Genomic DNA, 23,789 nt, shown 5'->3' with positions numbered 1-23,789 from the left:
TGATATTTTTTCATGAAAGAATCCGTGGTGTGGTTCTCTCCAGAATTGGCAATGAAAGCGAAATGGGAGGACATTCGCGTGACAATCTCTTTCTCCAATATCAAGATAACTGCCGCCGCTGCGCTGCTGAGCATCGCGCCGATCAGCGTGATGGCCGAGGACTGGAAATTCGCCATCGAGGAGATCCCGGGCTCGATCATGGACGCCTATGCGCAAGAGTTCAAATCGCGCATCGAAGCAGCCACCAATGGCGAAGTGACCGTAACGGTTTACCCGATGGGTACACTGGGTACGCCCACGGAGACCGTTGAACAGGCTGCCGACGGCATCATTCAGTTCACCAACGTTTCCATCGGCAATCTGGGTACCATTGTTCCGGAAAGCCAGGTCTTCCTGCTGCCCTACCTTCTGCCGTCCGATCCGGCCGCGATTTCGAACATCCTCAGCAGCTCGGACACCATCTATGGTCCGCTGAACGATGACTTCCGCCAGCGTGGTCTGGAAGTCATGACCATGTATTCCGAAGGCCCGCAGGTCTGGACCACCAACCGCGAAATTCGCACGCCTGAAGATTTCGACAACTTCAAAATGCGCGTGATGGTCTCGCCAATCCTTCTGGAGACCTACAAGAACATGGGTGCCAGCCCGACGCCGCTACCATTTGGCGAAGTGTTCGGCGCGCTGCAACTGGGTGCTGTCGACGGTCAGGTAAACCCAATCCCGACCATCGAAGAAATGAAGTTCTACGAAGTCACCAGCCACCTGATCTGGGCCGGTGAGCAAGAGCTTGTCACCACCGTCGTGGCCGGCTCGGACTGGTTCGAAACCCTCAGCCCTGATCGCCAGCAACTGGTACGTGACACCATGGCCGAAATGACCGGGTTCATCGATGGCGTTGTCACCGACTTCAACCAGCAGCGTCTGGACATCATTAAAGAAGCCAAGCCCGATATCGGCCTGGTCGTCCTGACTGAAGAAGAGCGTGACGCCTTCCGTGAGCGCAGCACCGGCACCTCGGCGGCTTATGTCGATACAGTCGGCGCGCGTGGTCAGGAATTGCTGGACGCTTTGCAAGCTGAGCTTGCGGGCAACTGATATCCCCACAACTCACGTAAAACTCCCTCACGCGCACGGCGCGTGAGGGTTTTAAAAGGGAGGAAACCATGCAAAGCGGCACTGCCACTCCCTTCGGCTTTCTGGGAAAGATCGACGCCGTCATCGGACGGATCGAAGTCTGGATCCTGGGCTGGGGGATCATCCTGATGGCCGTAAACACCATCGCCAATGTCTTTGGCCGGTACGTGTTCAACCAGTCCATCTATTTTTCCGAGGAACTGAACGAATTCCTCATCGTGATCGTCACTTTCATGGGGCTGGGCTATGCCACCCGCAAGGGCATCCACATCCGCATGTCCGCGATCTATGACGCACTGCCGATCAAATTGCGCAAGGGCCTGATGGTCATCATCGCCGCGACCACCGCCGTAGTGATGGCTGTGCTGGCCTGGTACGCGTTGGAATATGTTCAAAAAGTCGCCTCACGCGGGCGGATTACCCCGGCGCTGCAGATGCCGCTGTATCTGACATATGTCTGGGTGGTGATTGGCCTGACCCTCGCGTCTTTTCAATACCTGCTGACGGCAATCCGCAACCTGAATTTCGCCGAAGAAGAGGTCTACGTCTCTTACCTCGAAGTCGACAGCTATGAAGACCCTGAAACAGCAGCCGCAATTCAGCGCTACGAAGAATCCACGGAGGCAGACAAATGACCGAGTTGATGCTTATCGTGATGATCGTCCTGCTGCTGGCAGGTTTTCCAATGAAAATGCCGCTGATCTCGGCGGCGGTGCTGGGGTTCCTTGTCTATTTCCCCAACATGAACATGCAGATCCTGATCCAACAGATGATTGGGGGTGTGAAACCGGCCGCGCTGATTGCGGTGCCTATGTTCATTCTCGCTGCCGATATCATCACGCGGGGTCATTCCGCCAACCGGCTGATTGACCTTGTGATGAGCTTCATGGGCCACATCAAGGGCGGGCTGGCAATTTCTGTCACATCAGCCTGCGCACTGTTCGGCGCGGTTTGTGGTTCGACACAGGCGACCGTGGTGGCCATCGGTGGGGCTATGCGGCCTCGGATGCTGAAATCAGGCTATAGCGACAGTTTTTCGATTGGTTTGATCGTCAACGCCGCCGACCTCGCCTACCTGATCCCGCCCTCGATCGGCATGATTATCTATGGCGTGGTCTCAGGCACATCGATCTCGCAACTGTTCATTGCGGGTATCCTGCCGGGCCTGCTGATTGTGGTGCTGTTCTCGGCCTATTGCATGTATTACGCCTATCGCCACGATATTCCTGTGCTGCCGCGCGAAGGCTGGGGCCAGCGCTTTACCGCTCTGCGCAAGGCACTTTGGCCGATGGGCTTCCCGGCCATCATCGTTGGCGGCATCTATGGCGGTGTCTTCTCTCCAACCGAAGCCGCTGCGATCTGCGTTCTCTATGCCGTCGTGCTTGAGGTCGTGATCTTCCGCTCGATCAAAATCGGAGATCTGTTCGATATCGCGCTGTCCACCGGCGCCATCACCTCGGTTGTCTTCATCCTGATCGCGGCCGGTGCGGCGTTCAGCTGGACGCTGAGCTTTGCGCAGGTGCCGCAAACCATCATTGCCGCGTTGGGTCTTGAACAGGCCAGCCCACTGATGGTGCTGCTTGCGATCAACGTCGCCTTCTTTGTTGGCTGCATGTTTGTGGACTCGATCGTGGTGATCCTGATCCTGGTGCCGATCTTTGCGCCAATGATCAAAGCCAGCGGGCTGGACCCGGTATTGGTCGGTGTCCTGATCACATTGCAGGTGGCCATCGGCGCGGCAACACCACCCTTCGGCTGCAACCTGTTCACTGCCATCGCTGTCTTCCGCCGGCCCTTTGTCGAAGTGGTACGCGGTGTACCCCCGTTCCTGATCATTCTTTTGATTGTGACCGGGTTGCTGGTAGCCTTCCCTCAAATCGCCCTGTTCCTGCCGGAACTGGCTTATCGCTAAACAATAAGAAACGGAGAATACATGTCGGGACATGGTTATGAAGCTGGTCGTCTGAATCTGCCCTTTGTCGGCATCTCGACCTTTGGCAAGAAACCTTACGTCGAGAACTGGGACGAGATCGACGCGGATGTGGCGATCCTCGGTGCGCCATTTGATTTCGGCTGCCAGTTCCGTTCGGGCGCGCGTTTTGGTCCGCGTTCGGTCCGCGAGGCATCGACCCTGTTCAGCTTCGGTCATGCCGGGGCGTATGATCACGAGGACGACGCAACGTATCTGGGCGGCGACGTTCGCATCGTCGATCTGGGCGACGCGGATATCATCCACACCAAAACCGAAGAGAGCCACGCCAACATCGAATACGGCGTCAAGAAAATCCTCGATGCGGGTGCAATCCCCGTCACAATCGGCGGCGATCACTCGGTCAACATTCCCTGCATCAACGCCTATGCGGAAGACTGCGCCGAGAAGGGCCCAATCCACGTCATCCAGATCGACGCGCATCTGGACTTTGTCGACGAACGTCATGGAGTGACCGTCGGCCACGGAAATCCTATGCGCCGCGCGATTGAGAAGGATTACGTGTCCGGCATGACCCAGCTGGGCATCCGCAACGTATCCTCGACCGCGAAAGAGGGTTATGACGATGCCCGCGCCCGCGGCTCGGATATTCTGTCGGTCCGACAGGTACGCAAACTGGGAACTCAGGGAGTTTTGGATCGTATTCCCGAAGGTGTACGCTATTATGTCACCATCGATATTGACGCATTCTGCCCATCAATTGCGCCCGGGACTGGCACACCCAGCCATGGTGGTTTTCAGTATTATGACGTGTTGGAGATTCTGCAGGGTCTGAGTAAACGTGGCGATGTTGTTGGCATCGATCTGGTAGAGGTTGCCCCAGCTTATGACCCATCTGAAAGCACCCAGATTCTTGCGGCGCAACTGTTGCTGAACTTCATCGGCTTCATCTTCCACAATCGGAAGTAAGTTCCCTCCCCAGAGCATTCTGCATTTGAATGCTTCAGTATTCCGGCAGTCAGTTTGATCTGAGTGCCGGAATACGTCGTTTGAAGCGCTTAGGATCTGATATGTCGATATCCTTTGGCAAGCGTGGAGCAAGTGGCTCCACGCATCCGATCAGGCGCCGATAATGTTGTGACCCGGGCCATATGGGAAGCCCGTGATGTTTTCTGCACCATCTTCACCAACAACAAGAATATCGTGTTCACGATAACCACCTGCGCCGGGCTGCCCTTCGGGAATCCACAACATGGGCTCAATTGAAACCACCATGCCCGGTTCGAGAACGGTGTCGATGTCCTCACGCAATTCCAGCCCTGCCTCGCGTCCGTAATAGTGGCTGAGAATACCGAAGGAATGGCCGTAGCCGAAGGAACGGTATTGCAGTAAGCCTTCGTCAGCAAAGAACCGGTTGATCTCAGCAGTGATGCCGGAACAGGTCGCGCCCGGTTTAATCAGGCTCAGACCCAGTTCATGAGCTGCGACGTTGGCCTTCCACAAGCGCAGGCTTTCAGCGTCCGGTTCACCCAGAAACAGGGTCCGCTCAAGCGCTGTGTAGTATCCCGAAATCATCGGGAAAGTGTTCAGCGAAAGAATATCGCCCTTCTGCAGCGCGCGTTTTGTCACCGGGTTATGGGCGCCGTCTGTGTTGAGACCTGACTGGAACCAAACCCAGGTGTCACGGTATTCAGCATCTGGATAAGCGCGGGCAATCTCGGCCTCCATCGCATCGCGGCCTGCCATTGCGATCTCAATCTCGGTTGCACCTTCTCGGATCGCCGCATGAATGGCGGCGCCACCTACGTCGGCAGTCCGTGCACCACCCTTGATCAACTCGATTTCTTCTGCGGACTTCACCATACGTGCTGCCATGGTATCGGGCGCAATGTCGACAAGCTCGGGCGCGCCCAGCATGTTCAGCGCGGTATCGCGCGCGGCCAAGGTCATGTGGTCACTCTCGATACCGACGCGTTTCGCGTTACCAATCAGACTTGCAACAGCGCGCCAGTAATTGTCGCGTTTCCAGTCAGTGTAGATAACGTTTTCTTCGACAGAACGCCGCCAGGGCTGTCCCGCGTCGATATTGGCGGACACGGTGGTGCAGCTATCCTGCGTTACGACGCAGCCATAGGGACGGCCGAAGGCACAGTAAAGAAAGCCGGAGTAGTAGGCGATGTTGTGCATCGAAGTCAGCAGCACTGCGGAAACATCGCGGGCTGCCATGATCGAGCGCAGCTTGCCCAAGCGGCGTTCATATTCGCCCTTGCTGAACGGCAGGGGTGCTTTGTCACCATTGTGACAAGTAAAGAACTCTGGGCGATTTGTTAAGTCGGTCATAGTCAGGTCTCTCATCTTTGCCGGACGTGCAAAGCCCGGCCACATGTCCCGGCGTTCAGGACAGGCGGTCTCGGGGTCCGAGAGCCGATCAACCCCTTAAGTGCCACGACGCCATCGCAGCAGGGGTTGAACGGGTGAATCGTTAAATGACCTGCTTTTTTACGTCAAGCCGGAGAAAGCCCGCGAAGACGTTCAGAACGACGACGCAGCAGTTCAACCGTGGTAAGCAACGCGATCGAGATCACCACGAGGATCGTCGCAACCGCCAGAATGGTCGGGCTGATCTGCTCCCGCAGGCCGGTGAACATCTGCCAAGGCAGGGTTTTCTGGCTGGCAGACCCGACAAACAGCACAACGACCACCTCATCGAACGAAGTGATGAAGGCGAACAGGCCACCCGAGATTACGCCGGGCAGGATCAGCGGCATCTGGATTGAAAAGAACGTCCGGACAGGACCAGCGCCCATATTGGCAGCGGCGCGAGTCAGGGAACGGTCGAAACCCACCAGGGTCGCGGTTACAGTGATGATAACAAACGGAATACCCAGAACCGCATGCGCGAGGATAACTTTGATGTAACCCACAAGGTTCTTGTTCATGCCCAGCGTACCTTCCATGAAGCGGCCGATATCACTGTAGAAAAAGAACATGCCGGTGGCTGAGATAATCAGCGGGACAATCATGGGCGAAATCAGGATACCCATAATGGCGCGGCGTCCGGGAACGTGGCTCTGGCTGAGGCCGATGGCCGCCAGCGTACCCAGAGAGACTGAAATGATCGTCGCAATCGGTGCGATGATCAGCGAGTTCTTGAAACTGCGCTGCCATTCATTGTTGGTAAAGAAATCGCGGTAGTGCTTCAGCGAATACCCTTCAGGGTCCAGCCGCAACATTTCCGGCGTGAACGTAAAGAAGTCCTGAGCGTTAAAGGACAGCGGCAGAACCACCAGAATTGGTGTGATCAGGAAGACAAAGATCGCACCACAGATCACTCTGAACAGGTAGTGGTAGAACACCTGTTTTGGCGTCAGGTAGGGCAACAGTTTGCGGCGATACCGGCCTTCGTACAGCCAATAGATGAACCAGATGAAGAACCACCCGCCCAGTAGGCCGAGTACACCCCCCATCGGACCGGAAACCAGAAAGCCAACGATCCCGAAGCCAAGGATATTGATCCATCGCGCCAGCTTTTCGTTTTTTAGCAGCGTAATGTAGATCCAAGCCAACCCTGCGATCAGGATCGCTCCGCCTAACATTCCTAGAAGAATCGAGCCATTACCAGCGCCGACAAAAATTCCAGCGAAAGCGCCAGCAAGCGCAACGCTGGGCAGGACCATTGACAGAGGTTTGCGGGATATCGGTGTAAGTGCGGCCATTATTCTTATCCCAGCTTCACGTTATCAATGCCGACGATCTTGTCGTAGACCCAATAGAGCAGCAGCACGACACCCAGCAGGATTGTTCCCAAGGCCGCGGCAAGTCCCCAGTTCAGCGAGGACGAGATGTGGTAGGCGATCCGGTTCGAGATGAAGACACCCTTGGTTCCGCCGACAATCTCGGGCGTGATGTAGTAACCAATCGCCAGAATGAACACGAGGATCGAACCCGCTCCGATACCCGGAATGGATTGCGGGAAGTAGATGCGCCAGAAGGTGGTCCAGTTCGTGGCCCCCATCGACTTGGCGGCACGGGTGTAGGATGGCGGGATCGTCTGCATCACCGAATACATCGGCAGGATCATGAATGGCAGCAGGATATGCGTCATCGCAACAATCGTACCGATCTGGTTGTTGATGATGATCAGACGTGAATCGTCCGCAACCAGCCCGAGCCAAACAAGCGTGTCGTTGATTACACCTTGTTGCTGCAGCATGACCTTCCAGGCTGAGGTTCGCACCAGAAGGGATGTCCAGAATGGCAATAATACGAGGATCATCAGCAGGTTCGAAACCCGCATAGGCAATGTCGCCAGCAGGTAGCTGATCGGATAGGCCAACAGGATACATGCACCGGTAATCACCAGTGACATGAACAGCGTACGGCCAAAAAGCTTGATCAGAATCTGCTTGTCTTCCGGTTGCGCCTGCGCCCCTTCGGGAGTGCGTCGCATATCGACAGCATTCAGGAAGTAACCATTGGTAATTGGCACCGCGTGGGTCTTGATCACACGCCATGTCTGTGGATCACCCCAGCCTTCGTGAATTTCGATCAGCTGTTCTTTGAACGGTCCGTCGGTTTCGGGATCCAGACGCTTGAGCTTCCGACCGGATTTGCGGAACATCGAAGACATGCCCGTTTCTTCGTAGTTCAGACGCGTTCCCAACCGGGTGTGTTGTTTGTTGTCGATCGCAATGACCATATCACGGACGAACGCATCATAAACGTCTTCGCCCGGTAGCTCGCCACTTGTCTCATCCCAATTATTCAGTGCCTCGACCGTTAACGGGATCGTATCCGAAACGATGCTGTTCTCGACCGAGCGGAACAGCATAGAGGCTATGGGGACAAGAAACGAAAACAGCACGAACAGGAGCAGTGGCGCGACAAGTAAAAGCGCCCGGAGTTTCTGACGCCGCAACGAACGCGCGAGCGATTGCTTGAGCGGCGTTCCGTCCGCTGCCAGCATGGGTCCGGCGGGTTGGCTTGCGTCAGTCATTCGTGCCTCTTGGTTCTGCTTGGGTCAGGCGGCGGCGCACCGCCACCTGACTAATCTTTCAACGCATTCAGCGATTATTGTGCCAGCCACGCCTGGAATTTGGCGTCGATGTCATCACGATAGTCAGCCCAGAACTCGTAGTTGTAGAGGAACGTGTTCTTTGCGTTTTCCGGATCGGTCGGCATATGTGGTGCCATGTCGATACCCAGTTCGGCGTGCTGACCAACCAGCGGTGCAGACGATGCCCGTGCAGGACCGTACGAGATGTACTTGGCCTGATCTGCCAGACGCTGAGTGTCGGTGGCGAACATGATGTAGTCCAGCGCGCGCTGCTTGCGCTCATCGCTCAGACCGGCCGGGATGATCCAGCCATCAAGGTCAAATACCTGAGCGTCCCAAAGCATTGCAACCGGCTGCTTCTGCTCTTCGATCACGCTGAACAGACGACCGTTATAGGTCGAGCCCATGACGACTTCGCCATCAGCCAAAAGCTGCGGTGTGTCAGCACCGGCGGACCACCAGACAACGCTGTCCTTGATGGTGTCGAGCTTGGCAAGAGCCTGATCCTGACCTTCGGCAGTTGCCAGAACGTCATAAACGTCTTCTTTGGCCACGCCGTCACAGAGCAGAGCCCATTCCATGTTGTTGATCGGGCGCTTTTCCAGCGAACGTTTGCCGGGATACGCTTCGAGATCGAATACCGCACAAATGTCGGTCGGAGGATTGTCGCCCACCAAATCTGTACGATAGCCAAAGGTCGTCGAATACACGATCTGCGGGATAAAGCACTCGCTGACCAACAGGTCACCAAAATCTTCCGATGCAGGTGTTCCGTCAGGTGCTGCCGCCAGTTGTGTATCCGGGTCGATTTCCATCGCCAGGCCTTCGTCACACAGACGGATCGCATCTGCAGCCACAACATCAACCACATCCCATGTGATGTTGCCCGCTTCGTTCATCGCGCGCAGTTTTGCCACCGCTTCGGCCGAGCTGTCATCGTTAAGAATTGTGACGCCGGTCTTTTCCGAATAGGGCTCGTGGTAAGCCTTTAGCTGAGATTTCGAATAGGCGCCGCCCCACGAGACGATCGTCATCTCTTCTGCGGAAACGGTGCCTGCGGCCGTCGCAATTGCGGCTGCAGAAAGCAAGATCTTTGTTGGTTTCATAAAGTATCTCCCAGTTATTCCCGTTTGTATTATTGTAGGCTGACGCACGGGTTTTCGTCAGCCTGTCCCTCTGCCTGACCCGGCTGGTCTATGCGTCCAGCGCACGACAATCCTGAGGCAGCCACCCGATCTCTATCTCTTCGCCGGGTTTCAGTTTTACAGCATCCGGGGCATTCCGTGTCTTGACGATGAACTCGTCATTCCCAGCGACCGACATGCGGAAGCGGAACACATCGCCCATATAGATGAACTCTTTCACTATCGCCTTGAGCGTGTGCGCATCGGCGTGCAGTCGGTCTTTGTTGAATTCAACACGCTCAGGCCGGATCGACACTTTGGTGCGCTCGCCCGGCTGGTGCACATTGATCGGAACCGCATCAATTTCCGAGCCATCATCCAGTTGAACAAGGCAGGTATCACCGTCGATCGATTTCACCACGCCTTCCAGCGTGTTGTTCTCACCGATGAACTGCGCAACAAAGCTGTTCTCGGGTTCTTCATAGAGCTGATCGGGCGGGGCAAGCTGCTGGATGCGGCCGTCATCGAAAACCGCCACACGATCCGACATGGTTAGGGCTTCGGTCTGGTCGTGAGTGACGTAAACGGTCGTGATTCCAAGCTCATGCGCAAGACGGGTGATTTCGAACTGCATGTGTTCACGCAGCTGCTTGTCCAGAGCGCCCAGTGGTTCGTCCATCAAAACCAGCTCGGGTTCGAAAACAAGGGCGCGTGCCAGTGCGATCCGCTGTTGCTGTCCACCTGACAACTGAGCGGGACGGCGGCTGCCAAAGGCACCCATCTGCACCATATCCAGAGCGCGCTTTACCTTTTCCTCACGTTCGGACTTGCCCATCTTGCGGACTTCCAGTGGGAACGAAAGGTTTTCGGCCACAGTCATGTGCGGGAACAGGGCGTAGTTTTGAAACACCATGCCGATGCCGCGCTTGTGGGGCGGAATATTGTTGATGGGCCGCCCATCCAACAGGATTTCACCATGGGTGGCTGTTTCAAACCCGGCAAGCATCATAAGGCAGGTGGTTTTCCCGGACCCTGATGGCCCGAGCATCGTCAGAAACTCACCCTTGGGCATAGCCAGATTTAAATCTTTAACGACGAGATTTTCGCCATCATAAGACTTTTGAACGCGTTGAAATTCGACAAACGCGGCGTCGTTACTTGTTTCGGTCACAAGACCCCCTGTCTCGTCAAATGATTATCCAACAGCGTCGGATTTCACTGATCTGTCGACTCAGTTAAGACCAAGCAGGTGCGTCATTGCAACCTTGAATGCAATTTTTGATAATTGAGATATCGTTTTGATAATTCATTAAGCTGCATTCAAGCGCTTCATATGCCAAGCGAGACTTTGATTACTTGAAAGAACCGGCTTTCCGATCCTTTTCTGGATTTCAGGGATGGCCGACAAGGTTCTGAGGTTCGTACAGCTTAGAAATACTGCTTCGACCGAAGAATCGGAGCCCAATTTTACGGCGGCGTCGACCACCGATTGGTTGGATATGCGTACCACTTTTGCCTCTTCGGCCTCGCCAAAGGTTCCGAAAACATCAGTCGACATTCCGCGCTCGGCGAACGCCCGGCGCAACGGTATGTTGACCTCTTCTATGTAGGGCGAGAGCAACGCAAACTTTGAAACCCCAAGATCTGCGGCGCAAGCCGCAGCCGCACGCAGGGGATTGGTGACCTCAGCAGTATTGCAGGTTTGCTTAACCAGTTCCGCCACACGTTCGGACCCAATGACCGAGCTGGCCGAGGTACATCCATATCCGACAACCCGATAAGGTCGCGCATTCGGCAAAAGACTGGCAGCAGCCGGCAGTGCTGTTTCCATTTCAGCCAGGCTATCCGTTGTCACCTCAATACCACTTGGAATGCGGGACACGTGGATTGGATACTTCCGATCCGAGAAATAGGCACTGAATTCTGGCTCAAGAGTTTCATCAGTCTGAAGCACAATCAGGCCCAGAGGTGACGCATTCGGATCGTCTGCATCCAAGGTGTAAGGAATATGTGTCATAGTTCGATCAACTCGGGGCCTATGCGGGGGCTGATATATCTTGGTGCACTGTCAGTGATGACGATGTTCTCTTCGTGGACAAGTATTTTGTCACCCACAGCGATGCCCGGCTCTAGCGTAAGGACCATACCCGGCTCCAGCACTGTGTGATCTGTTGGGATAAGCGACGGCCATTCAGTCAGCGACATACCCAAACCGTGACCCAGCCGCCCCGCATCCGTCCCTTCTGCATCACGGGTCAACACATCATTCATAGCGTGAAACAGATCGGCGGCAGTGGTCCCGGGCCTTGCGATTTCAAATGCAGCGTCCGAAGCTTCGATCAAGCGGGCATGTGCGGATCGGACTTCGGTGGTCGCGGGTCCTATCGACCAGTTGCGATCAAAGTCACTGAAGTACCCATCCCAGACGAGGCCTGTGTCCAGCATTAGCACGTCGCCATTGGACAATGGCACCGGTCGTGCGGGCGAGATTACATCCGAATACCCGCCACGCTCTGCTCCTCCTGCCAGATAAGGCACCCAATCAGCTCCTTCTTCGAGACAGAGGATCTGAAACCCGCGAAACACCTCATCCAGCGGCACACCGGAAGAGGCAATTTCCGGGACACGTGCAAATGCGCGACCTGCAATGTCACAGGCGGTTTCGATCTTGGCAATTTCAGCGGGGGATTTGACCATTCGAAGCTGCCGCAGGATGCCATGGTCACCTGCAATTTGCCGCTGACCAATGTTTCCACGCACACGGTCGAGGTCCGCCAGCGGTATCCGCGCGTGCGTTTCGTGGCCGTCTGGTATCCCGATTTGACCATCTGCCGGTGTCAACTCAATCAGTGTTTCAACCAGCAATGAAACGCCATCATCCTCCAGATCAGGTGCGCTCCATGTTCTGATGTCATCAACCCATGTCTGCCCCATGAGCGCTGCACCGATTGAGGGGATCACTGCTACCGGCTTGCCGCTCGCGGGCAGTACAAGAAACCAAGGGCGCGTCGGGCTTTCCCAGAACCGCGTCAGATACCCGGTAAAGTAACGCACATCCGTCTCAGTTGTCAGCAATAGTGCCGAGAGGCCCTTCTGCTCCATCACCTTTTGAGCACGCTTAGTCCGGGCCTCGAACTCGGCCTGTTCAAATCCTCTCATTTTGATGAACTCCATCCCGTCGACTGCCTGACCCATTGACGTGAGCCGATTGGTGAAGTTGTGTCAACCAAAGTTCGTTGCGAAGCGGAGATTCAGATGGCGCATACTGACCCGGCCTTTACCCAAGCGGAATATGACCGCCGCCTTGCCAAAACCCGGAACGCAATGTCTCAGGCCGGTCTGGATTGCCTCTTCATAGAAGACCCTTCAAACATTTCATGGCTCACTGGCTACGAAGGCTGGTCGTTTTATGTGCATCAGGGCGCGCTGATCTTTCTGGACTCTGATCCGGTTTGGTGGGGGCGCAGTCAGGATGCAAATGGCGCGCGCCGTACCGTTTGGATGACGGATGACCGTATCCACGGTTATGAAGACAGCTTTGTGCAATCGACAACACGCCATCCGATGCAGGATCTTGCGAAACTGATCACCGAATATGGGCATGCTAACGGTCGGATTGGTGTTGAGCTGGACAACTACTATTATTCAGCGAAGGCACATCAGACGCTGCTATCTGAATTGCCTGGTGCGTCACTGATCGATGCAACCGCACTGGTTAACTGGCAACGCGCCGTAAAGTCGGAGGAAGAGATTGCCTTGATGCGCAAGGCCGCGCGTATTTCCGAGCATATCGTTGATGGCGTGCTCGAGCGTGTAGAACCAGGCCTTCGCAAAAATGAACTTGTTGCCCAAATTTATCACGACGCGATCACGGGTGTCGGCGACGATTGGGGGGACTACGCAGCAATTGTGCCCCTGTTACCGTCGGGAACGGATGCTGCAGCACCCCATCTGACGTGGAATGGCGATGTATTCAAATCCGACGAATGTACCTTTTTCGAATTATCAGGATGTTACCGGCGCTATCACGCCCCGTTCTGCCGGTCTGTGTATTTGGGGAGTCCCCCCGATCAACTGAAACGCGCAGAAGCAGCACTGGTAGAAGGATTGGAAGCCGGTCTTGATGCCGCGAGGGCGGGAAATCGAGCAAAGGACATCGCTGCCGCGCTGGCCGCGCCGCTGGAGCGCGCGGGAATAGAACGCGGGGCGCGTTGCGGATATCCGATTGGATTGAGTTATCCGCCCGATTGGGGGGAGCGCACAATCTCGCTGCGCGGCGAAGATGAGACCATCCTCGAACCCGGCATGACCTTTCACTTCATGCCCGGCCTCTGGATGGATGACTGGGGGCTAGAGATCACAGAGTCGATCCTGATTACCGAAAATGGACCTGCTGAGTGCTTTTGCGATCGGCCCCGCAAGATGTTTGTGAAACCATAATGCTGGACCGGTCCATCGATATACTTGGCGATTTGATCGCATTTCCGACAGTTTCGATAGATTCAAATCTGGATCTGATCAAATACTTGTCGGATCGCTTCGAAGCGCTCGGCGCACGTTGTAACTTAACTGCGGACAATAGCGGCACCAAAGCCAATCTTTTTGCGACACTAGGGCCGGACCTGCCAGGCGGTGTCATGTTGTCCGGACACACGGATGTCGTCCCCGTTGCGGATCAGGATTGGACAACCGATCCCTTTGAATTGAACTGTCGCGATGGAAAGCTTTTTGGTCGGGGCACCTGTGACATGAAGGGGTTCATTGCAGCCAGTCTGGCGCTTGCCGAGACGCTTGATGCAAGCGCCTTGAAGCAACCACTGCACTTTGCCTTCACATATGATGAGGAAACGGGCTGTTTGGGCGCGCAAAATTTGATCCGTGATCTCGCGCAGCGAGGAATTGTTCCGGATATCGCGATTGTTGGCGAGCCCACCGAGATGCGCGTCATCGAGGGTCACAAGGGCTGCTATGAGTACACGGCCCGATTTGCCGGGTTGGAGGGGCATGGTTCAGCGCCGGATGCAGGTGTGAACGCCGCCGAATATGCTGCGCGCTATGTGGCGAAATTGCTCGAGTTGCGAGAGGCTCTGAAGGCAAGGACCCCAGAGACCAGCAAGTTTGACCCGCCATGGAGCACTATAAACATCGGCAGAATCTCGGGCGGCGTAGCGCATAATGTTATTGTCGGTAAAGCCGAGGTCGACTGGGAAATGCGACCGGTTCAGGCGAGCGATGCAGATTTCGTGAAAGGGGCACTGACGGATTACGTTGACGGTACACTGGTGCCCGAGATGAAGTCTCTTCATCCAAAGGCAGGTATCGAGCTGGAAATCATAGCAGAAGTTGCTGGTCTCGAGCCCATGGATGACAATGCGGCCCGCGATCTGGTCGCAAAGCTGACAGGGGCAAACGGTGCCGATCTGGTGGCGTTCGGAACCGAGGCAGGGCTGTTTCAGCAATTGGGCTCAAATACGATTGTCTGCGGCCCCGGTTCGATCCGTGAAGCTCATAAGCCTGATGAGTATCTGGAGATCGAGCAGTTGGAACTTTGCTGCCGTATGCTAAGGCGTTTGGGTGAGACGCTGGTCAACTGACTGATCTGCCGAAACCATTCCACCTTGTTTCTGCAATTTTTCAACGCCTTAATTGGTGTCGATCGCCAATAGTTACCGGTTATATTACTTCTTAGCTCTTACCTAATTGAAAAGAAGAAAGACTGTTCTTTTTTGCGCTCTCCGGGAATGGCAGGTTCCCGGAGACCTAGCAAGAAAGGCTCCGAGCGATGGTGGAATATGTTGATACCCTTGTTGTAGGCGCAGGGCAGGCTGGAATCGCGATGAGCGAGCATCTGAGCCGCAACTCGATTTCTCATATCGTTCTTGAAAAGCATCGCGTGGCCGAAGCCTGGAGATCGCGCCGCTGGGATTCGCTGGTGGCAAACGGCCCGGCTTGGCACGATCGTTTTCCAAACATGAAGTTTCAGACCTGTGGGGCGGACGCATTTCCGCCCAAAGAACAAGTTGCAGATTATCTGAACGCTTATGCCGAGATGATCGAGGCCCCCATTCGGACAGGGGTTGAGGTGATCTCGCTTACAAAGAATGTTGGCCGGCCGGGATTCACAGTTGAAACATCGGACGGCGTGATCGAGGCCGAGGCCGTAGTGTCAGCAACGGGCGCATTTCAGCATCCGGTTTTTCCGGATATCGTGCCCGAGAGTGAGGGCATTACGCAGATCCATTCCGCCTCGTACCGCAACCCGCAAGATCTTCCCGAAGGGGCTGTGCTTGTAGTGGGCGCTGGTTCGTCGGGAGGTCAGATTGCAGATGAGTTGCAGCGCGCCGGCCGCAAGACTTTCCTTTGTGTTGGCCCGCATGATCGTCCCCCTCGTGCGTATCGCGGTCGGGACTATTGCTGGTGGCTGGGTGTACTGGGCCTGTGGGACATTCCCGCCAAGGAACCCGGCACCGAACATGTCACGATTTCGGTCAGCGGCGCGCAGGGTGGACAGACCGTAGATTTCCGCCGCCTCGCAGCCGAAGGCATGACGCTGCTGGGCAGGGCTGATCGCTATGAAAACGGCAAGCTGATCATCGACAATGATCTGACGGAAAACATCGCCGCAGGGGATGCGAACTATCTCGATATGCTTGATCAGGCGGATGCCTACGCTGAACGTATGGGTCTGGATTTGCCTCAGGAACCCGAGGCAAGGATCCTGCCGCCTGACCCGGAATGCCTGACCAATCCGTTCCATGAGCTTGATCTCAGGGCAGAAGGTATCACCACCATCATCTGGGCCACGGGCTATCGTCAGGATTTCAGCTGGATGAAAGTGGATGCGTTCGACCAAACAGGTGCGCCGGTGCATCAGCGCGGCGTCTCGACTGAGCCAGGCATCTATTTTCTTGGACTGCCGTGGCAATCGCGGCGCGGGTCTACCTTCATTTGGGGTGTATGGCACGACGCAGCTTATGTCGCAGATCAGATAGCCATCCAGAAAAATTACCGGGACTATTGTCCTGCAGCCGCTGAGTGACTCGGCAGGAAAGGCACCGAAACATGACAGTTATGCATCCCATCGAGAACCCGGTCGAAGCATTGCGGGCCAATGTATCCGTCCCGTTCGAACAGGCCCGGGCAATGCCGCCTTCCGTGTACTACTCTCAAGAGTTTCTGGAGGCCGAACTTGAAAACATCTTCAAGAAAGACTGGTTCTGCGTCGGTCGCGCCAGTTCGTTGTCAGAAGTTGGAGACTATGTAACCTGCGAACTGGCTGATCAACCGATCATCGTACTGCGCGATCGGGATGGTGATTTGAGGGCTTTCTCGAATGTCTGTCGCCACCGAATGTCGACACTTCTGCATGGACGGGGGCAAACCAAATCGATTGTTTGTCCCTATCACGCATGGACTTACAATCTGGATGGTTCACTGCGCGGTGCGCCAGCAATGACCGGAAACAAGGGGTTCTGCAAAAGCGATTATGCTCTGCCGGAAGTGTCGTGTGAGGAATGGCTGGGTTGGGTTTTCATAACCCTCAATCCCGACGCATCCCCGGTGGCCTCGCAACTTAAAGAAGTCGAGGATCTGGTCGCCGGATACGACATGACCAACTATACTGAGACCTTCTTTGAAGAGCATCTGTGGGACACAAACTGGAAGGTGCTCGCAGAAAACTTCATGGAAAGCTATCACTTGCCGGTCTGTCACGCAGGAACCATCGGTGGGCTTTCACGGCTGGATGAAATGATTTGCCCACCGGGGCGGAAAGCTTTCAATTATCACACGATCCTCAAGGATGAATCGCTGCGTATCGCGATGGCGCATCCCAAGAATGACCGCCTGCAGGGAGATGAGCGTCGAACAACCTTTCTATTGGCGATCTATCCGAGCCTACTGATCACACTAACGCCCGGATATTTCTGGTATCTGAGCCTGCACCCGAAGGGGCCGTCACAGGTACAGATCCGTTTCGGCGGGGGCATGTCCGATGATTATGCGGACGATACGGAGGCCCAGCAGAACCTGATCGACCTGAAAACACTGTTGGACGAAGTCAACGTCGAGGACCGTGGCTGCACAGAGAAGGTCTATCGCGGTCTTTGCGCTGATGGGGCCGAGCCCGGACATCTGTCGCATCTGGAGCGGCCGAATTTCGACTTTGCACAATACCTGATGAACCGCATGGATTCCAATTTTCAACCCAGAATAAAGGAGGGGGCCTGAGATGCACACCGAGCTTGCGAAACAGCTGCAAGAGATTGCGGCCCTGCCTGCGGACCGGCCGATGTCGATGCCCGGTGCATTTTACACCTCTGCATCGCAATTCGAACACGAAGCCGCGACTGTCCTGCGTCGTGGCTGGCATTGTCTAGGTCGTGCGGACGAGGTGCCTGAACCCGGTGATTTCTTTACCGTTCAGTTGTTGAACGAACCCTTGATCGTCGTGCGCAAAGCAGACGGAGATATCGCGGTTTTGGCCAATGTATGCCGGCATCGGGGTATGCCACTGGCCGAGGGCAGTGGATCGGCTAAACGGTTCATTTGCTCTTATCACGCCTGGGCGTATGACCTTGATGGATCTCTGATGCGGGCTGCACGTATGAAGAATGCAGGTTTCGATGCCTCGAACTGTGGTCTGCACCGGCACAATATGCATTTGTGGAACGGGTTTATCTACGTAAGCCTGGACCCGCACGCACAGCCCTTTGAATATCCGGAGCTTGATGCATTGCTGGCCCCCTACGAAAGCGAGACGTTCCGTGTTGCCCATGTGGGAGAAGAGATCTGGAATACCAACTGGAAATGTCTCGTCGAGAATTTCATGGAAGGTTACCACTTGTCGGTCGTACACCCGGAAACGTTGCATGGTTACACCCCGACAGGTCTGGCACGGAAACTCTACGGAGGTGACGGCTTTACCTCATATGCCGCAAACTACCCCAAAGACATCCCTTCACGCGGCTTCGGCGCAGAAGGGCTGTCCGAGGATGAGCGTTTGCGGTCAACATTGTTTTCAGTGTTCCCAACGCAAGTTGCCAGCCAGGCGGCAAGTCTTCTTGTATCGCTGAGTATTTTTCCGCTGAACGCTGAACAGATACGAGTCAAATGGACCCTGTCGGTTTACGGCGACGATCTGGATGAAGAAACAATCTCTAAGCGGGTTTCGCTATGGGAAGAGGTCAATCGTGAAGATCGGGAAAAGCTTGAAAGAATGCAAGTTGCCCTGAATTCTGAACACGCCTGTTCCGGGCCCCTGGCAGAAGACAACTACGAAGGCACTATTCGGGACTTCCAGCTTTGGCTTGCCAAACAGGATCGCGTTCAGGCCGTGGCATAGCGGAGGCACCAGATGGCCCATACCCGAATTCGGAAATTCAACACGTCCGATACTTATCCTGAACAGAATCTGGACAATGACCTCTGTCAGGCCGTTGTGACCGAGGCCAGTGGCAAGATCGTCTGGTTGCGGGGTCAATGCCCACAGAACCTGGACGACGCAGTAAACATCGACAGCCATGACCCGGTTGAGCAAACTCACAAGGTGATGCAGAACATTCGCCAGCTTATTGAAGAAGCAGGCGGAGACATGAGCCACCTCGTGAAAGTCGTGGTCTACATAACCGATGTCCGTCATCGCGAGGCGGTGTACCGCACCATGGGCGAGTACATCAAAGGCGTGCATCCGGTCTCGACCGGTCTGGTGGTTCAGGCGTTGGCCAGACCCGAATGGCTGGTCGAAATTGACGGGACTGCGGTGATCCCCGCATGACCTTTTCCCTTGTGGCCCGCTGCGCTGAAACCGGCATGTTCGGTTTGGCTATATCATCGTCCTCTCCGGCTGTGGCAGCACGCTGCTCTTTTGCACGCGCTGGTGTCGGGGCAGTAGCGTCTCAGAACGTGACGGACCCGACGCTGGGTCCACTCACGCTTGATCTGATGCAAAATGGCCTGTCCGCTCCCGAAGCGATCGACCAGATCGGTCGGCAGGGAAATTTCATGGACTATCGACAGGTATTGGCCATCGACACACAAGGACGCACGGCCATCCATTCAGGTGCCAACAGTCTGGGCATCTGGACCCAAGCCGAAGGTCGCGATGTAGCCTCTGGTGGCAATCTGCTGGCCAACGAAGGAGTTCCCGAGGCCATCGTGGCCGGATTTGTCGAATCTACCGGCCATATTGGTGATCGTCTGATTGCCGCAATGCGGGCGGGACTGAGCGCTGGAGGAGAAGCGGGGCCAGTACACTCTGCCGGTCTCAAGATCGTCGACCGCCTTTCCTGGCCCATTGCTGATTTGCGCTGTGACTGGACCGAAGACTGTCCGATTGAAAACATCGCAACAGCGTGGGCTGTATACGCACCGCAGATTGATGCCTATGTCCAGCGCGCGCTCGACCCGCGCGAGGCGCCATCTTACGGGGTGCCGGGTGACGATTGACCGGTTGCAAAGGTGACTGGACGTCGGGTGGCCCTTGCTCCACCATGAGCAGGCCACTTGAAAGCTTGTACATGCCGATCAGATTCACGTTACGCCAGTTGGAGTATTTTGTTGCAGCCGGTGAGTGCGGCAGCATCGCCGCTGCGAGTCAAAAGCTTAACGTATCTTCGCCTTCGATCTCATCTGCGATAACACAACTGGAAACCGAGTTGGGTATCCCGCTATTCGTGCGCCAGCGGGCGCAGGGTTTGAAAATGACCGAAGCGGGCAGAACCCTTACCGGGCAGGCACTGCTCATTCTCAATCAGGCGACGGAACTGACGCGGATGGCCGCGACTGTCTCGAACACAGTTCAGGGTCCTTTGCGGTTGGGTTGCCTTGTATCATTTGCCCAGATTGTGGTTTCAGGCCTGCGCCGCAGCTTTGAAGCGCAATACCCGGATGTACATATGAGTCAGGTTGAACTGACTCAGAACGAAATATTCGCGGCCCTGCGACGCGCTGAAGTCGATCTGGCCCTCAGCTATGATCTGAACCTTCCACCTGATCTTGAGTTTCATCTGGTAAAGGAGTTGCCGCCATTCGCGTTACTGGCGCCGGAACACCCGCTTGCCATCTGTGACAGCGTGACCGTTCATGATCTTGCAGCCTATCCGATGGTCCTGCTCGATTTGCCCATCAGCTCTGACTACTTCCTGTCGTTTTTCACCCGCGCAGGGCTGCGACCGGTGATCAGTGAGCGAACACGCGATATGGCCGTAATGCGAAGTCTGGTTGCCAATGGATTCGGGTATTCCATTGCAAATTTCCTTCCTCTGAACGATCTCGCACCAGATGGTAAGCCACTGAAATTCGTACCGATCGTCGGAGGGGTACCCCCGATTGCCATGGGTGTTCTGGGTGTGCCGGGCGCGACCAGCAGCAGCACCCACGCGGCTTTTGTCGAGCATTGTCGTGCAGAACTGATTTGAAGCGAAGTCACTGAACTAGGCTCTGGGACATTCTGACCGGGCAATCAAGTTCTGAGTATCAAACCCGATTCTCGAATCAATCGGACCTGAATATCTTCAAGCGACAAAGCCTTAGCATTTTGGTCCGTTCTGCACCCCAAAACGACCAAGTGCACGAAGGTCTGCATTCAAAAATGATAAATTTGTTGACTATTTTGCACACGTGTTCAATTGTCGATTCCGCTGGAGGAGAGAGTCGGCGCTAATTTGTTCCGACTGAAAATAACCCAATTATCACTATTCGACAGAGGAACCCTATCCTCGGTAACAAACCTGGGCTCGTGTCACACTGGCTACATAAATAAATGATAGGGCAACTCATGCACACGTGTGCGATATTTGCGCTCACTAACCAAACAGGGGTTCCGCATGACCACAACCAAGATTAAACGCACCACAGCAGCATTGTTGCTGAGCACAATCGCCCTACCCGCTCTGGCCGAAGACGTGACGATCACAGTCTGGGCCGGGGGCTCGAACGATGCAGATGCATATCGTATTGATGCCATTGAAATTGCCGCTGATATGCTGGAGCGTGAAGCTGCGATCGAAGGTCGCGAGCTGAACATTACCGTCGAAGGTAAACGTGATTTTGGAGGCTGGGAAGAGTTCAAGCAGGGTGTAACCCTTGCGGCCGAAGCTGGCACCGCGCCGAACATTGTGGTCACCAGCCACCTCGATATCGCACCCTGGAGCCAGGCCGGTTACATCGTTCCCGCCGAGGACTATTTGGATTTCGACGCGTGGCCACTGAACGACATCTACCCCAACCTGCTTGAGATCGCTGCCTATAATGGCATTCAATGGGGCTTGCCGCAGGACGCAGAAAGCCGCCCGTTCTTCTTCTGGAAGGACACCATGCGCGGTATCGGTTACTCCGAAGAAGACATCACTGCCCTGCCTGACAAAATCGCATCGGGTGAATACACTCTTCAAAACGTCTTGGAAGATGCGAAGAAAGCAGTCGATGCTGGCCTCGTGGAAGAGGGTTACGGATTTTATCCACGGCCATCAAACGGTCCGGACTATGCTCAGTTCTACCAGTCTTTTGGTGGGCAGTTGCAGGATCCTGAGACAGGCAAGCTGGTCCTGGACAAGGCCGCGATGGAAGCATTTTACCAGTTCTTCGCCGATGCGGTTGATGCAGGGATCACGCGTAAAAACCACCTGGGTACTGACTGGGGCCAGTGGTACAGCGAAGTGGCTAATGGAAAAGCCGCGACGTGGCATGGCGGTACCTGGCACTACGCCCGCTATACCGGCAAGGAAGGCAACGAGGACTTCTTTGGTACCATCGAGTTTTCTCTGATCCCGGCAGGCAACGAAAACGGCCGCGCCAACACCATCACTCACCCACTGGTCTATCTGGTGACAGATCAGGAAAACGACGATCACGAGGACATCGCCGCACAACTGGTCAAAATCGCTTCGGAACCACGCCTGAACTCGCTGCACGCGATCAAGTCGGCGCATCTGGGCATCGGTCAACAGCAGTCGAACATCGAGCTTTACGCCAATGACCGCTGGGCCTCGGAAGCGACAGAACGCCTGCTGGTCAGCGCCAACGCACAGCCGAACAATCTGGATTACGGCGCGTTTTCAGAAGCCATGTTCAAGGGGCTCGAGGCGGCCTGGACGGGTGTGAAAACGCCAGCAGATGCGGTTGCCGAGTTGGAATCCGAGTTGAACGCGAAATTGGGCGACAACCTGATCGTCCGCTAAGTTTCCTCCCACTGGCTGGGGCGGGGTAGCCTGCCCCGGCCAACTTTTTCTCGGAGATTGCAATGCCCCGCTTCAATGCGCTTGGGTTCGGATTTCTTGCGCCCGCGATGATCGTGGTAACGCTGTTCTTTCTGGCCCCGGTCATCCTGACGGTGTTCTTCGCCTTTACCAACATGTCCACATCAACGGGCATTACAGGCGGTGAATACCTGTTGACTCAATCCGATCTGCGCGAGGTGAAAGCCAGCGGTGTGTCGGAGGAAACCTATGACAAGCTGGAAAATGCCGGTTATGTCGTCGACGAAACCGGTCTGGCCCTATTGGCCGAAGCGCGCGATCAGGCAACCGCAGATGAACTAGCAGATCTGCACGCTGGGGCACAGTTTTCATCGCGTCGGGATATGGAGCGTGCGCTCAAGGACTTGCGTGCAAATCGGATCCGTTCAACCCGAGATCGCAAGGCGCTGGCCGAGCTTTTCACTTCGAGCGTGATGGATGAACGGTTTCAGACCGAAGAAGAGTTTCGCGCAGCCCTGACTGCAGCCAGCATCCCCGAGGCAGATCAAAACATCTTGGTCAAAGTCGCCTATACTGGCTGGGTCTGGACCACAGAGAACATGAAGCTGCTGTTCTCGCTGGACAATTCCTGGCGCTACGCAATGAACACATTGTTCTATGTTGTGTTTACATTGACATTTAACGTGGGCTTCGGCCTGTTTCTGGCGATCTCGACTTTCTATCTGCCTTCGGGCATCGCCAACACCTTTCGCACCATCTGGTTTCTTCCGCGTATCCTGCCGCCGGTTTTGTATGTGCTGATGTGGTACTGGCTGACATGGGACACTGGAATCATTTCGTCCTTCATGAGTTGGTTCGGCGTCGCTCCCCGAAACTGGATGCTGGATACAGCGACAAATGCCTGGATCGTGGTTATCCTGATCAATGGATTTGTAGGCGCCTCTCTGGGGATGATCCTGTTCTCATCAGCGATCCGGACGATCCCTGCATCGATGCTCTATGCCTCTGAGGTGGATGGGGCCAATCGGTGGCAACAGATCCGCTATATCATCCTGCCGCAACTACGCTGGCCGATCCTGTTCACGTCATCTTACCAGACACTCTCACTGCTGACTTCGTTTGAGTACATTCTACTGGCCACCGATGGTGGGCCGGGTGGCGCGACCGAAGTTTGGGCTCTGGCCGCCTATCACACCGCTCTGAACAACTATGGCGGAAACCTGCAATACGGTCTCGGCGCGGCCTATGCGCTGGTGCTGGTGGTTATCGGCATCGTGACCAGCGCGCTGTACCTGCGGTTCTTCAACTTCAAAGACCTCGTGGCAAAACCACGGATCGAGCAATAGGGG

At 55.4% G+C, this 23,789-nt stretch carries 21 protein-coding genes; 14 read left to right on the top strand and 7 right to left on the bottom strand.

The features are described from left to right. Positions 1-12 precede the first annotated feature (12 nt). The 4 genes from ACR0CW_RS17730 to speB all read left to right on the top strand — a co-directional run bounded on the left by ACR0CW_RS17730 (position 13) and on the right by speB (position 4,033). Positions 13-1,095, top strand: coding sequence for a TRAP transporter substrate-binding protein (locus ACR0CW_RS17730; RefSeq protein ID WP_480788801.1), 1,083 nt, complete (start codon positions 13-15; stop codon positions 1,093-1,095). A gap of 68 nt (positions 1,096-1,163) precedes the next feature. Next, positions 1,164-1,769, top strand: coding sequence for a TRAP transporter small permease (locus ACR0CW_RS17725; RefSeq protein ID WP_480788800.1), 606 nt, complete (start codon positions 1,164-1,166; stop codon positions 1,767-1,769). Beyond that, a complete protein-coding gene (locus tag ACR0CW_RS17720) occupies positions 1,766-3,046 on the top strand; it encodes a TRAP transporter large permease (RefSeq protein ID WP_155147761.1) in 1,281 nt (426 codons plus the stop codon). The genes ACR0CW_RS17725 and ACR0CW_RS17720 overlap by 4 nt, the downstream gene beginning before the upstream one ends. 21 nt (positions 3,047-3,067) lie before the next feature. Then, a complete protein-coding gene (gene speB / locus ACR0CW_RS17715) occupies positions 3,068-4,033 on the top strand; it encodes an agmatinase (RefSeq protein ID WP_480788799.1) in 966 nt (321 codons plus the stop codon). 150 nt (positions 4,034-4,183) lie between these two features. Here speB and ACR0CW_RS17710 read toward each other — a convergent pair whose 3' ends face one another. From ACR0CW_RS17710 to ACR0CW_RS17680, 7 genes are all read right to left on the bottom strand, one after another. Continuing rightward, the gene (locus ACR0CW_RS17710) at positions 4,184-5,404 is read right to left on the bottom strand and encodes an aminopeptidase P family protein (RefSeq protein WP_480788798.1); all 1,221 of its coding nucleotides are present in this window, start codon (positions 5,402-5,404) and stop codon (positions 4,184-4,186) included. 164 nt (positions 5,405-5,568) lie between these two features. Beyond that, a complete protein-coding gene (locus tag ACR0CW_RS17705; protein WP_155147754.1) occupies positions 5,569-6,780 on the bottom strand; it encodes an ABC transporter permease in 1,212 nt (403 codons plus the stop codon). 5 nt (positions 6,781-6,785) lie between these two features. Beyond that, complete coding sequence (locus ACR0CW_RS17700; RefSeq protein ID WP_170336088.1) at positions 6,786-8,060, bottom strand: ABC transporter permease; 1,275 nt, start codon at positions 8,058-8,060, stop codon at positions 6,786-6,788. A gap of 74 nt (positions 8,061-8,134) precedes the next feature. Further along, a complete protein-coding gene (locus tag ACR0CW_RS17695; protein WP_155147750.1) occupies positions 8,135-9,226 on the bottom strand; it encodes an extracellular solute-binding protein in 1,092 nt (363 codons plus the stop codon). 88 nt (positions 9,227-9,314) lie between these two features. After that, positions 9,315-10,415, bottom strand: coding sequence for an ABC transporter ATP-binding protein (locus ACR0CW_RS17690; RefSeq protein WP_170336086.1), 1,101 nt, complete (start codon positions 10,413-10,415; stop codon positions 9,315-9,317). A gap of 138 nt (positions 10,416-10,553) precedes the next feature. Further along, the gene (locus ACR0CW_RS17685; protein ID WP_480788797.1) at positions 10,554-11,261 is read right to left on the bottom strand and encodes a maleate cis-trans isomerase family protein; all 708 of its coding nucleotides are present in this window, start codon (positions 11,259-11,261) and stop codon (positions 10,554-10,556) included. Next, positions 11,258-12,403, bottom strand: coding sequence for a M24 family metallopeptidase (locus tag ACR0CW_RS17680; RefSeq protein ID WP_480788816.1), 1,146 nt, complete (start codon positions 12,401-12,403; stop codon positions 11,258-11,260). Before ACR0CW_RS17680 ends, ACR0CW_RS17685 begins: the two co-directional genes overlap by 4 nt. 96 nt (positions 12,404-12,499) lie before the next feature. Here ACR0CW_RS17680 and ACR0CW_RS17675 point away from each other — a divergent pair, with 96 nt between their 5' ends. The 10 genes from ACR0CW_RS17675 to ACR0CW_RS17630 all read left to right on the top strand — a co-directional run bounded on the left by ACR0CW_RS17675 (position 12,500) and on the right by ACR0CW_RS17630 (position 23,786). After that, on the top strand, positions 12,500-13,684 hold the full coding sequence (locus tag ACR0CW_RS17675) for a M24 family metallopeptidase (RefSeq protein ID WP_480788796.1): 1,185 nt from the start codon (positions 12,500-12,502) through the stop codon (positions 13,682-13,684). Beyond that, a complete protein-coding gene (argE, locus tag ACR0CW_RS17670) occupies positions 13,684-14,838 on the top strand; it encodes an acetylornithine deacetylase (protein WP_480788795.1) in 1,155 nt (384 codons plus the stop codon). The genes ACR0CW_RS17675 and argE overlap by 1 nt, the downstream gene beginning before the upstream one ends. Positions 14,839-15,026: 188 nt before the next feature. Next, positions 15,027-16,283 carry a flavin-containing monooxygenase gene (locus tag ACR0CW_RS17665; RefSeq protein ID WP_480788794.1) on the top strand — a complete coding sequence of 419 codons (1,257 nt, stop codon included), beginning with the start codon at positions 15,027-15,029 and terminating at the stop codon, positions 16,281-16,283. 23 nt (positions 16,284-16,306) lie between these two features. Further along, entirely contained in the window at positions 16,307-17,473 is a 1,167-nt protein-coding gene (locus ACR0CW_RS17660) for an aromatic ring-hydroxylating oxygenase subunit alpha (protein WP_480788793.1), read from the top strand. A gap of 1 nt (position 17,474) precedes the next feature. Further along, positions 17,475-18,587, top strand: coding sequence for an aromatic ring-hydroxylating oxygenase subunit alpha (locus ACR0CW_RS17655; protein WP_196223502.1), 1,113 nt, complete (start codon positions 17,475-17,477; stop codon positions 18,585-18,587). A gap of 12 nt (positions 18,588-18,599) precedes the next feature. Next, entirely contained in the window at positions 18,600-19,019 is a 420-nt protein-coding gene (locus tag ACR0CW_RS17650) for a RidA family protein (protein ID WP_480788792.1), read from the top strand. Beyond that, positions 19,016-19,690, top strand: coding sequence for a DUF1028 domain-containing protein (locus ACR0CW_RS17645; RefSeq protein WP_480788791.1), 675 nt, complete (start codon positions 19,016-19,018; stop codon positions 19,688-19,690). The genes ACR0CW_RS17650 and ACR0CW_RS17645 overlap by 4 nt, the downstream gene beginning before the upstream one ends. 71 nt (positions 19,691-19,761) lie before the next feature. Beyond that, positions 19,762-20,661 carry a LysR family transcriptional regulator gene (locus ACR0CW_RS17640; RefSeq protein WP_170336072.1) on the top strand — a complete coding sequence of 300 codons (900 nt, stop codon included), beginning with the start codon at positions 19,762-19,764 and terminating at the stop codon, positions 20,659-20,661. Between the two features lie 408 nt (positions 20,662-21,069). After that, positions 21,070-22,422 carry an ABC transporter substrate-binding protein gene (locus tag ACR0CW_RS17635; RefSeq protein ID WP_480788790.1) on the top strand — a complete coding sequence of 451 codons (1,353 nt, stop codon included), beginning with the start codon at positions 21,070-21,072 and terminating at the stop codon, positions 22,420-22,422. A gap of 62 nt (positions 22,423-22,484) precedes the next feature. Continuing rightward, on the top strand, positions 22,485-23,786 hold the full coding sequence (locus ACR0CW_RS17630) for a carbohydrate ABC transporter permease (RefSeq protein ID WP_480788789.1): 1,302 nt from the start codon (positions 22,485-22,487) through the stop codon (positions 23,784-23,786). Positions 23,787-23,789: the final 3 nt, after the last annotated feature.

The sequence above is a fragment of the Ruegeria sp. CH6 genome, assembly GCF_056537005.1.
Note: the sequence above shows the minus strand (reverse complement) of the source record. Positions and strands in the feature narration are given on the sequence as shown.

Excerpts from the sequence above, each read along its gene's own strand:
- ACR0CW_RS17730 (WP_480788801.1), top strand. The coding sequence starts at position 13 with ATGAAAGAATCCGTGGTGTGGTTCTCTCCAGAATTGGCAATGAAAGCG.
- ACR0CW_RS17725 (WP_480788800.1), top strand. The coding sequence starts at position 1,164 with ATGCAAAGCGGCACTGCCACTCCCTTCGGCTTTCTGGGAAAGATCGAC.
- ACR0CW_RS17720 (WP_155147761.1), top strand. The coding sequence starts at position 1,766 with ATGACCGAGTTGATGCTTATCGTGATGATCGTCCTGCTGCTGGCAGGT.
- speB (WP_480788799.1), top strand. The coding sequence starts at position 3,068 with ATGTCGGGACATGGTTATGAAGCTGGTCGTCTGAATCTGCCCTTTGTC.
- ACR0CW_RS17710 (WP_480788798.1), bottom strand. The coding sequence starts at position 5,404 with ATGACCGACTTAACAAATCGCCCAGAGTTCTTTACTTGTCACAATGGT.
- ACR0CW_RS17705 (WP_155147754.1), bottom strand. The coding sequence starts at position 6,780 with ATGGCCGCACTTACACCGATATCCCGCAAACCTCTGTCAATGGTCCTG.
- ACR0CW_RS17700 (WP_170336088.1), bottom strand. The coding sequence starts at position 8,060 with ATGACTGACGCAAGCCAACCCGCCGGACCCATGCTGGCAGCGGACGGA.
- ACR0CW_RS17695 (WP_155147750.1), bottom strand. The coding sequence starts at position 9,226 with ATGAAACCAACAAAGATCTTGCTTTCTGCAGCCGCAATTGCGACGGCC.
- ACR0CW_RS17685 (WP_480788797.1), bottom strand. The coding sequence starts at position 11,261 with ATGACACATATTCCTTACACCTTGGATGCAGACGATCCGAATGCGTCA.
- ACR0CW_RS17680 (WP_480788816.1), bottom strand. The coding sequence starts at position 12,403 with ATGAGAGGATTTGAACAGGCCGAGTTCGAGGCCCGGACTAAGCGTGCT.
- ACR0CW_RS17675 (WP_480788796.1), top strand. The coding sequence starts at position 12,500 with ATGGCGCATACTGACCCGGCCTTTACCCAAGCGGAATATGACCGCCGC.
- argE (WP_480788795.1), top strand. The coding sequence starts at position 13,684 with ATGCTGGACCGGTCCATCGATATACTTGGCGATTTGATCGCATTTCCG.
- ACR0CW_RS17665 (WP_480788794.1), top strand. The coding sequence starts at position 15,027 with ATGGTGGAATATGTTGATACCCTTGTTGTAGGCGCAGGGCAGGCTGGA.
- ACR0CW_RS17660 (WP_480788793.1), top strand. The coding sequence starts at position 16,307 with ATGACAGTTATGCATCCCATCGAGAACCCGGTCGAAGCATTGCGGGCC.
- ACR0CW_RS17655 (WP_196223502.1), top strand. The coding sequence starts at position 17,475 with ATGCACACCGAGCTTGCGAAACAGCTGCAAGAGATTGCGGCCCTGCCT.
- ACR0CW_RS17650 (WP_480788792.1), top strand. The coding sequence starts at position 18,600 with ATGGCCCATACCCGAATTCGGAAATTCAACACGTCCGATACTTATCCT.
- ACR0CW_RS17645 (WP_480788791.1), top strand. The coding sequence starts at position 19,016 with ATGACCTTTTCCCTTGTGGCCCGCTGCGCTGAAACCGGCATGTTCGGT.
- ACR0CW_RS17640 (WP_170336072.1), top strand. The coding sequence starts at position 19,762 with ATGCCGATCAGATTCACGTTACGCCAGTTGGAGTATTTTGTTGCAGCC.
- ACR0CW_RS17635 (WP_480788790.1), top strand. The coding sequence starts at position 21,070 with ATGACCACAACCAAGATTAAACGCACCACAGCAGCATTGTTGCTGAGC.
- ACR0CW_RS17630 (WP_480788789.1), top strand. The coding sequence starts at position 22,485 with ATGCCCCGCTTCAATGCGCTTGGGTTCGGATTTCTTGCGCCCGCGATG.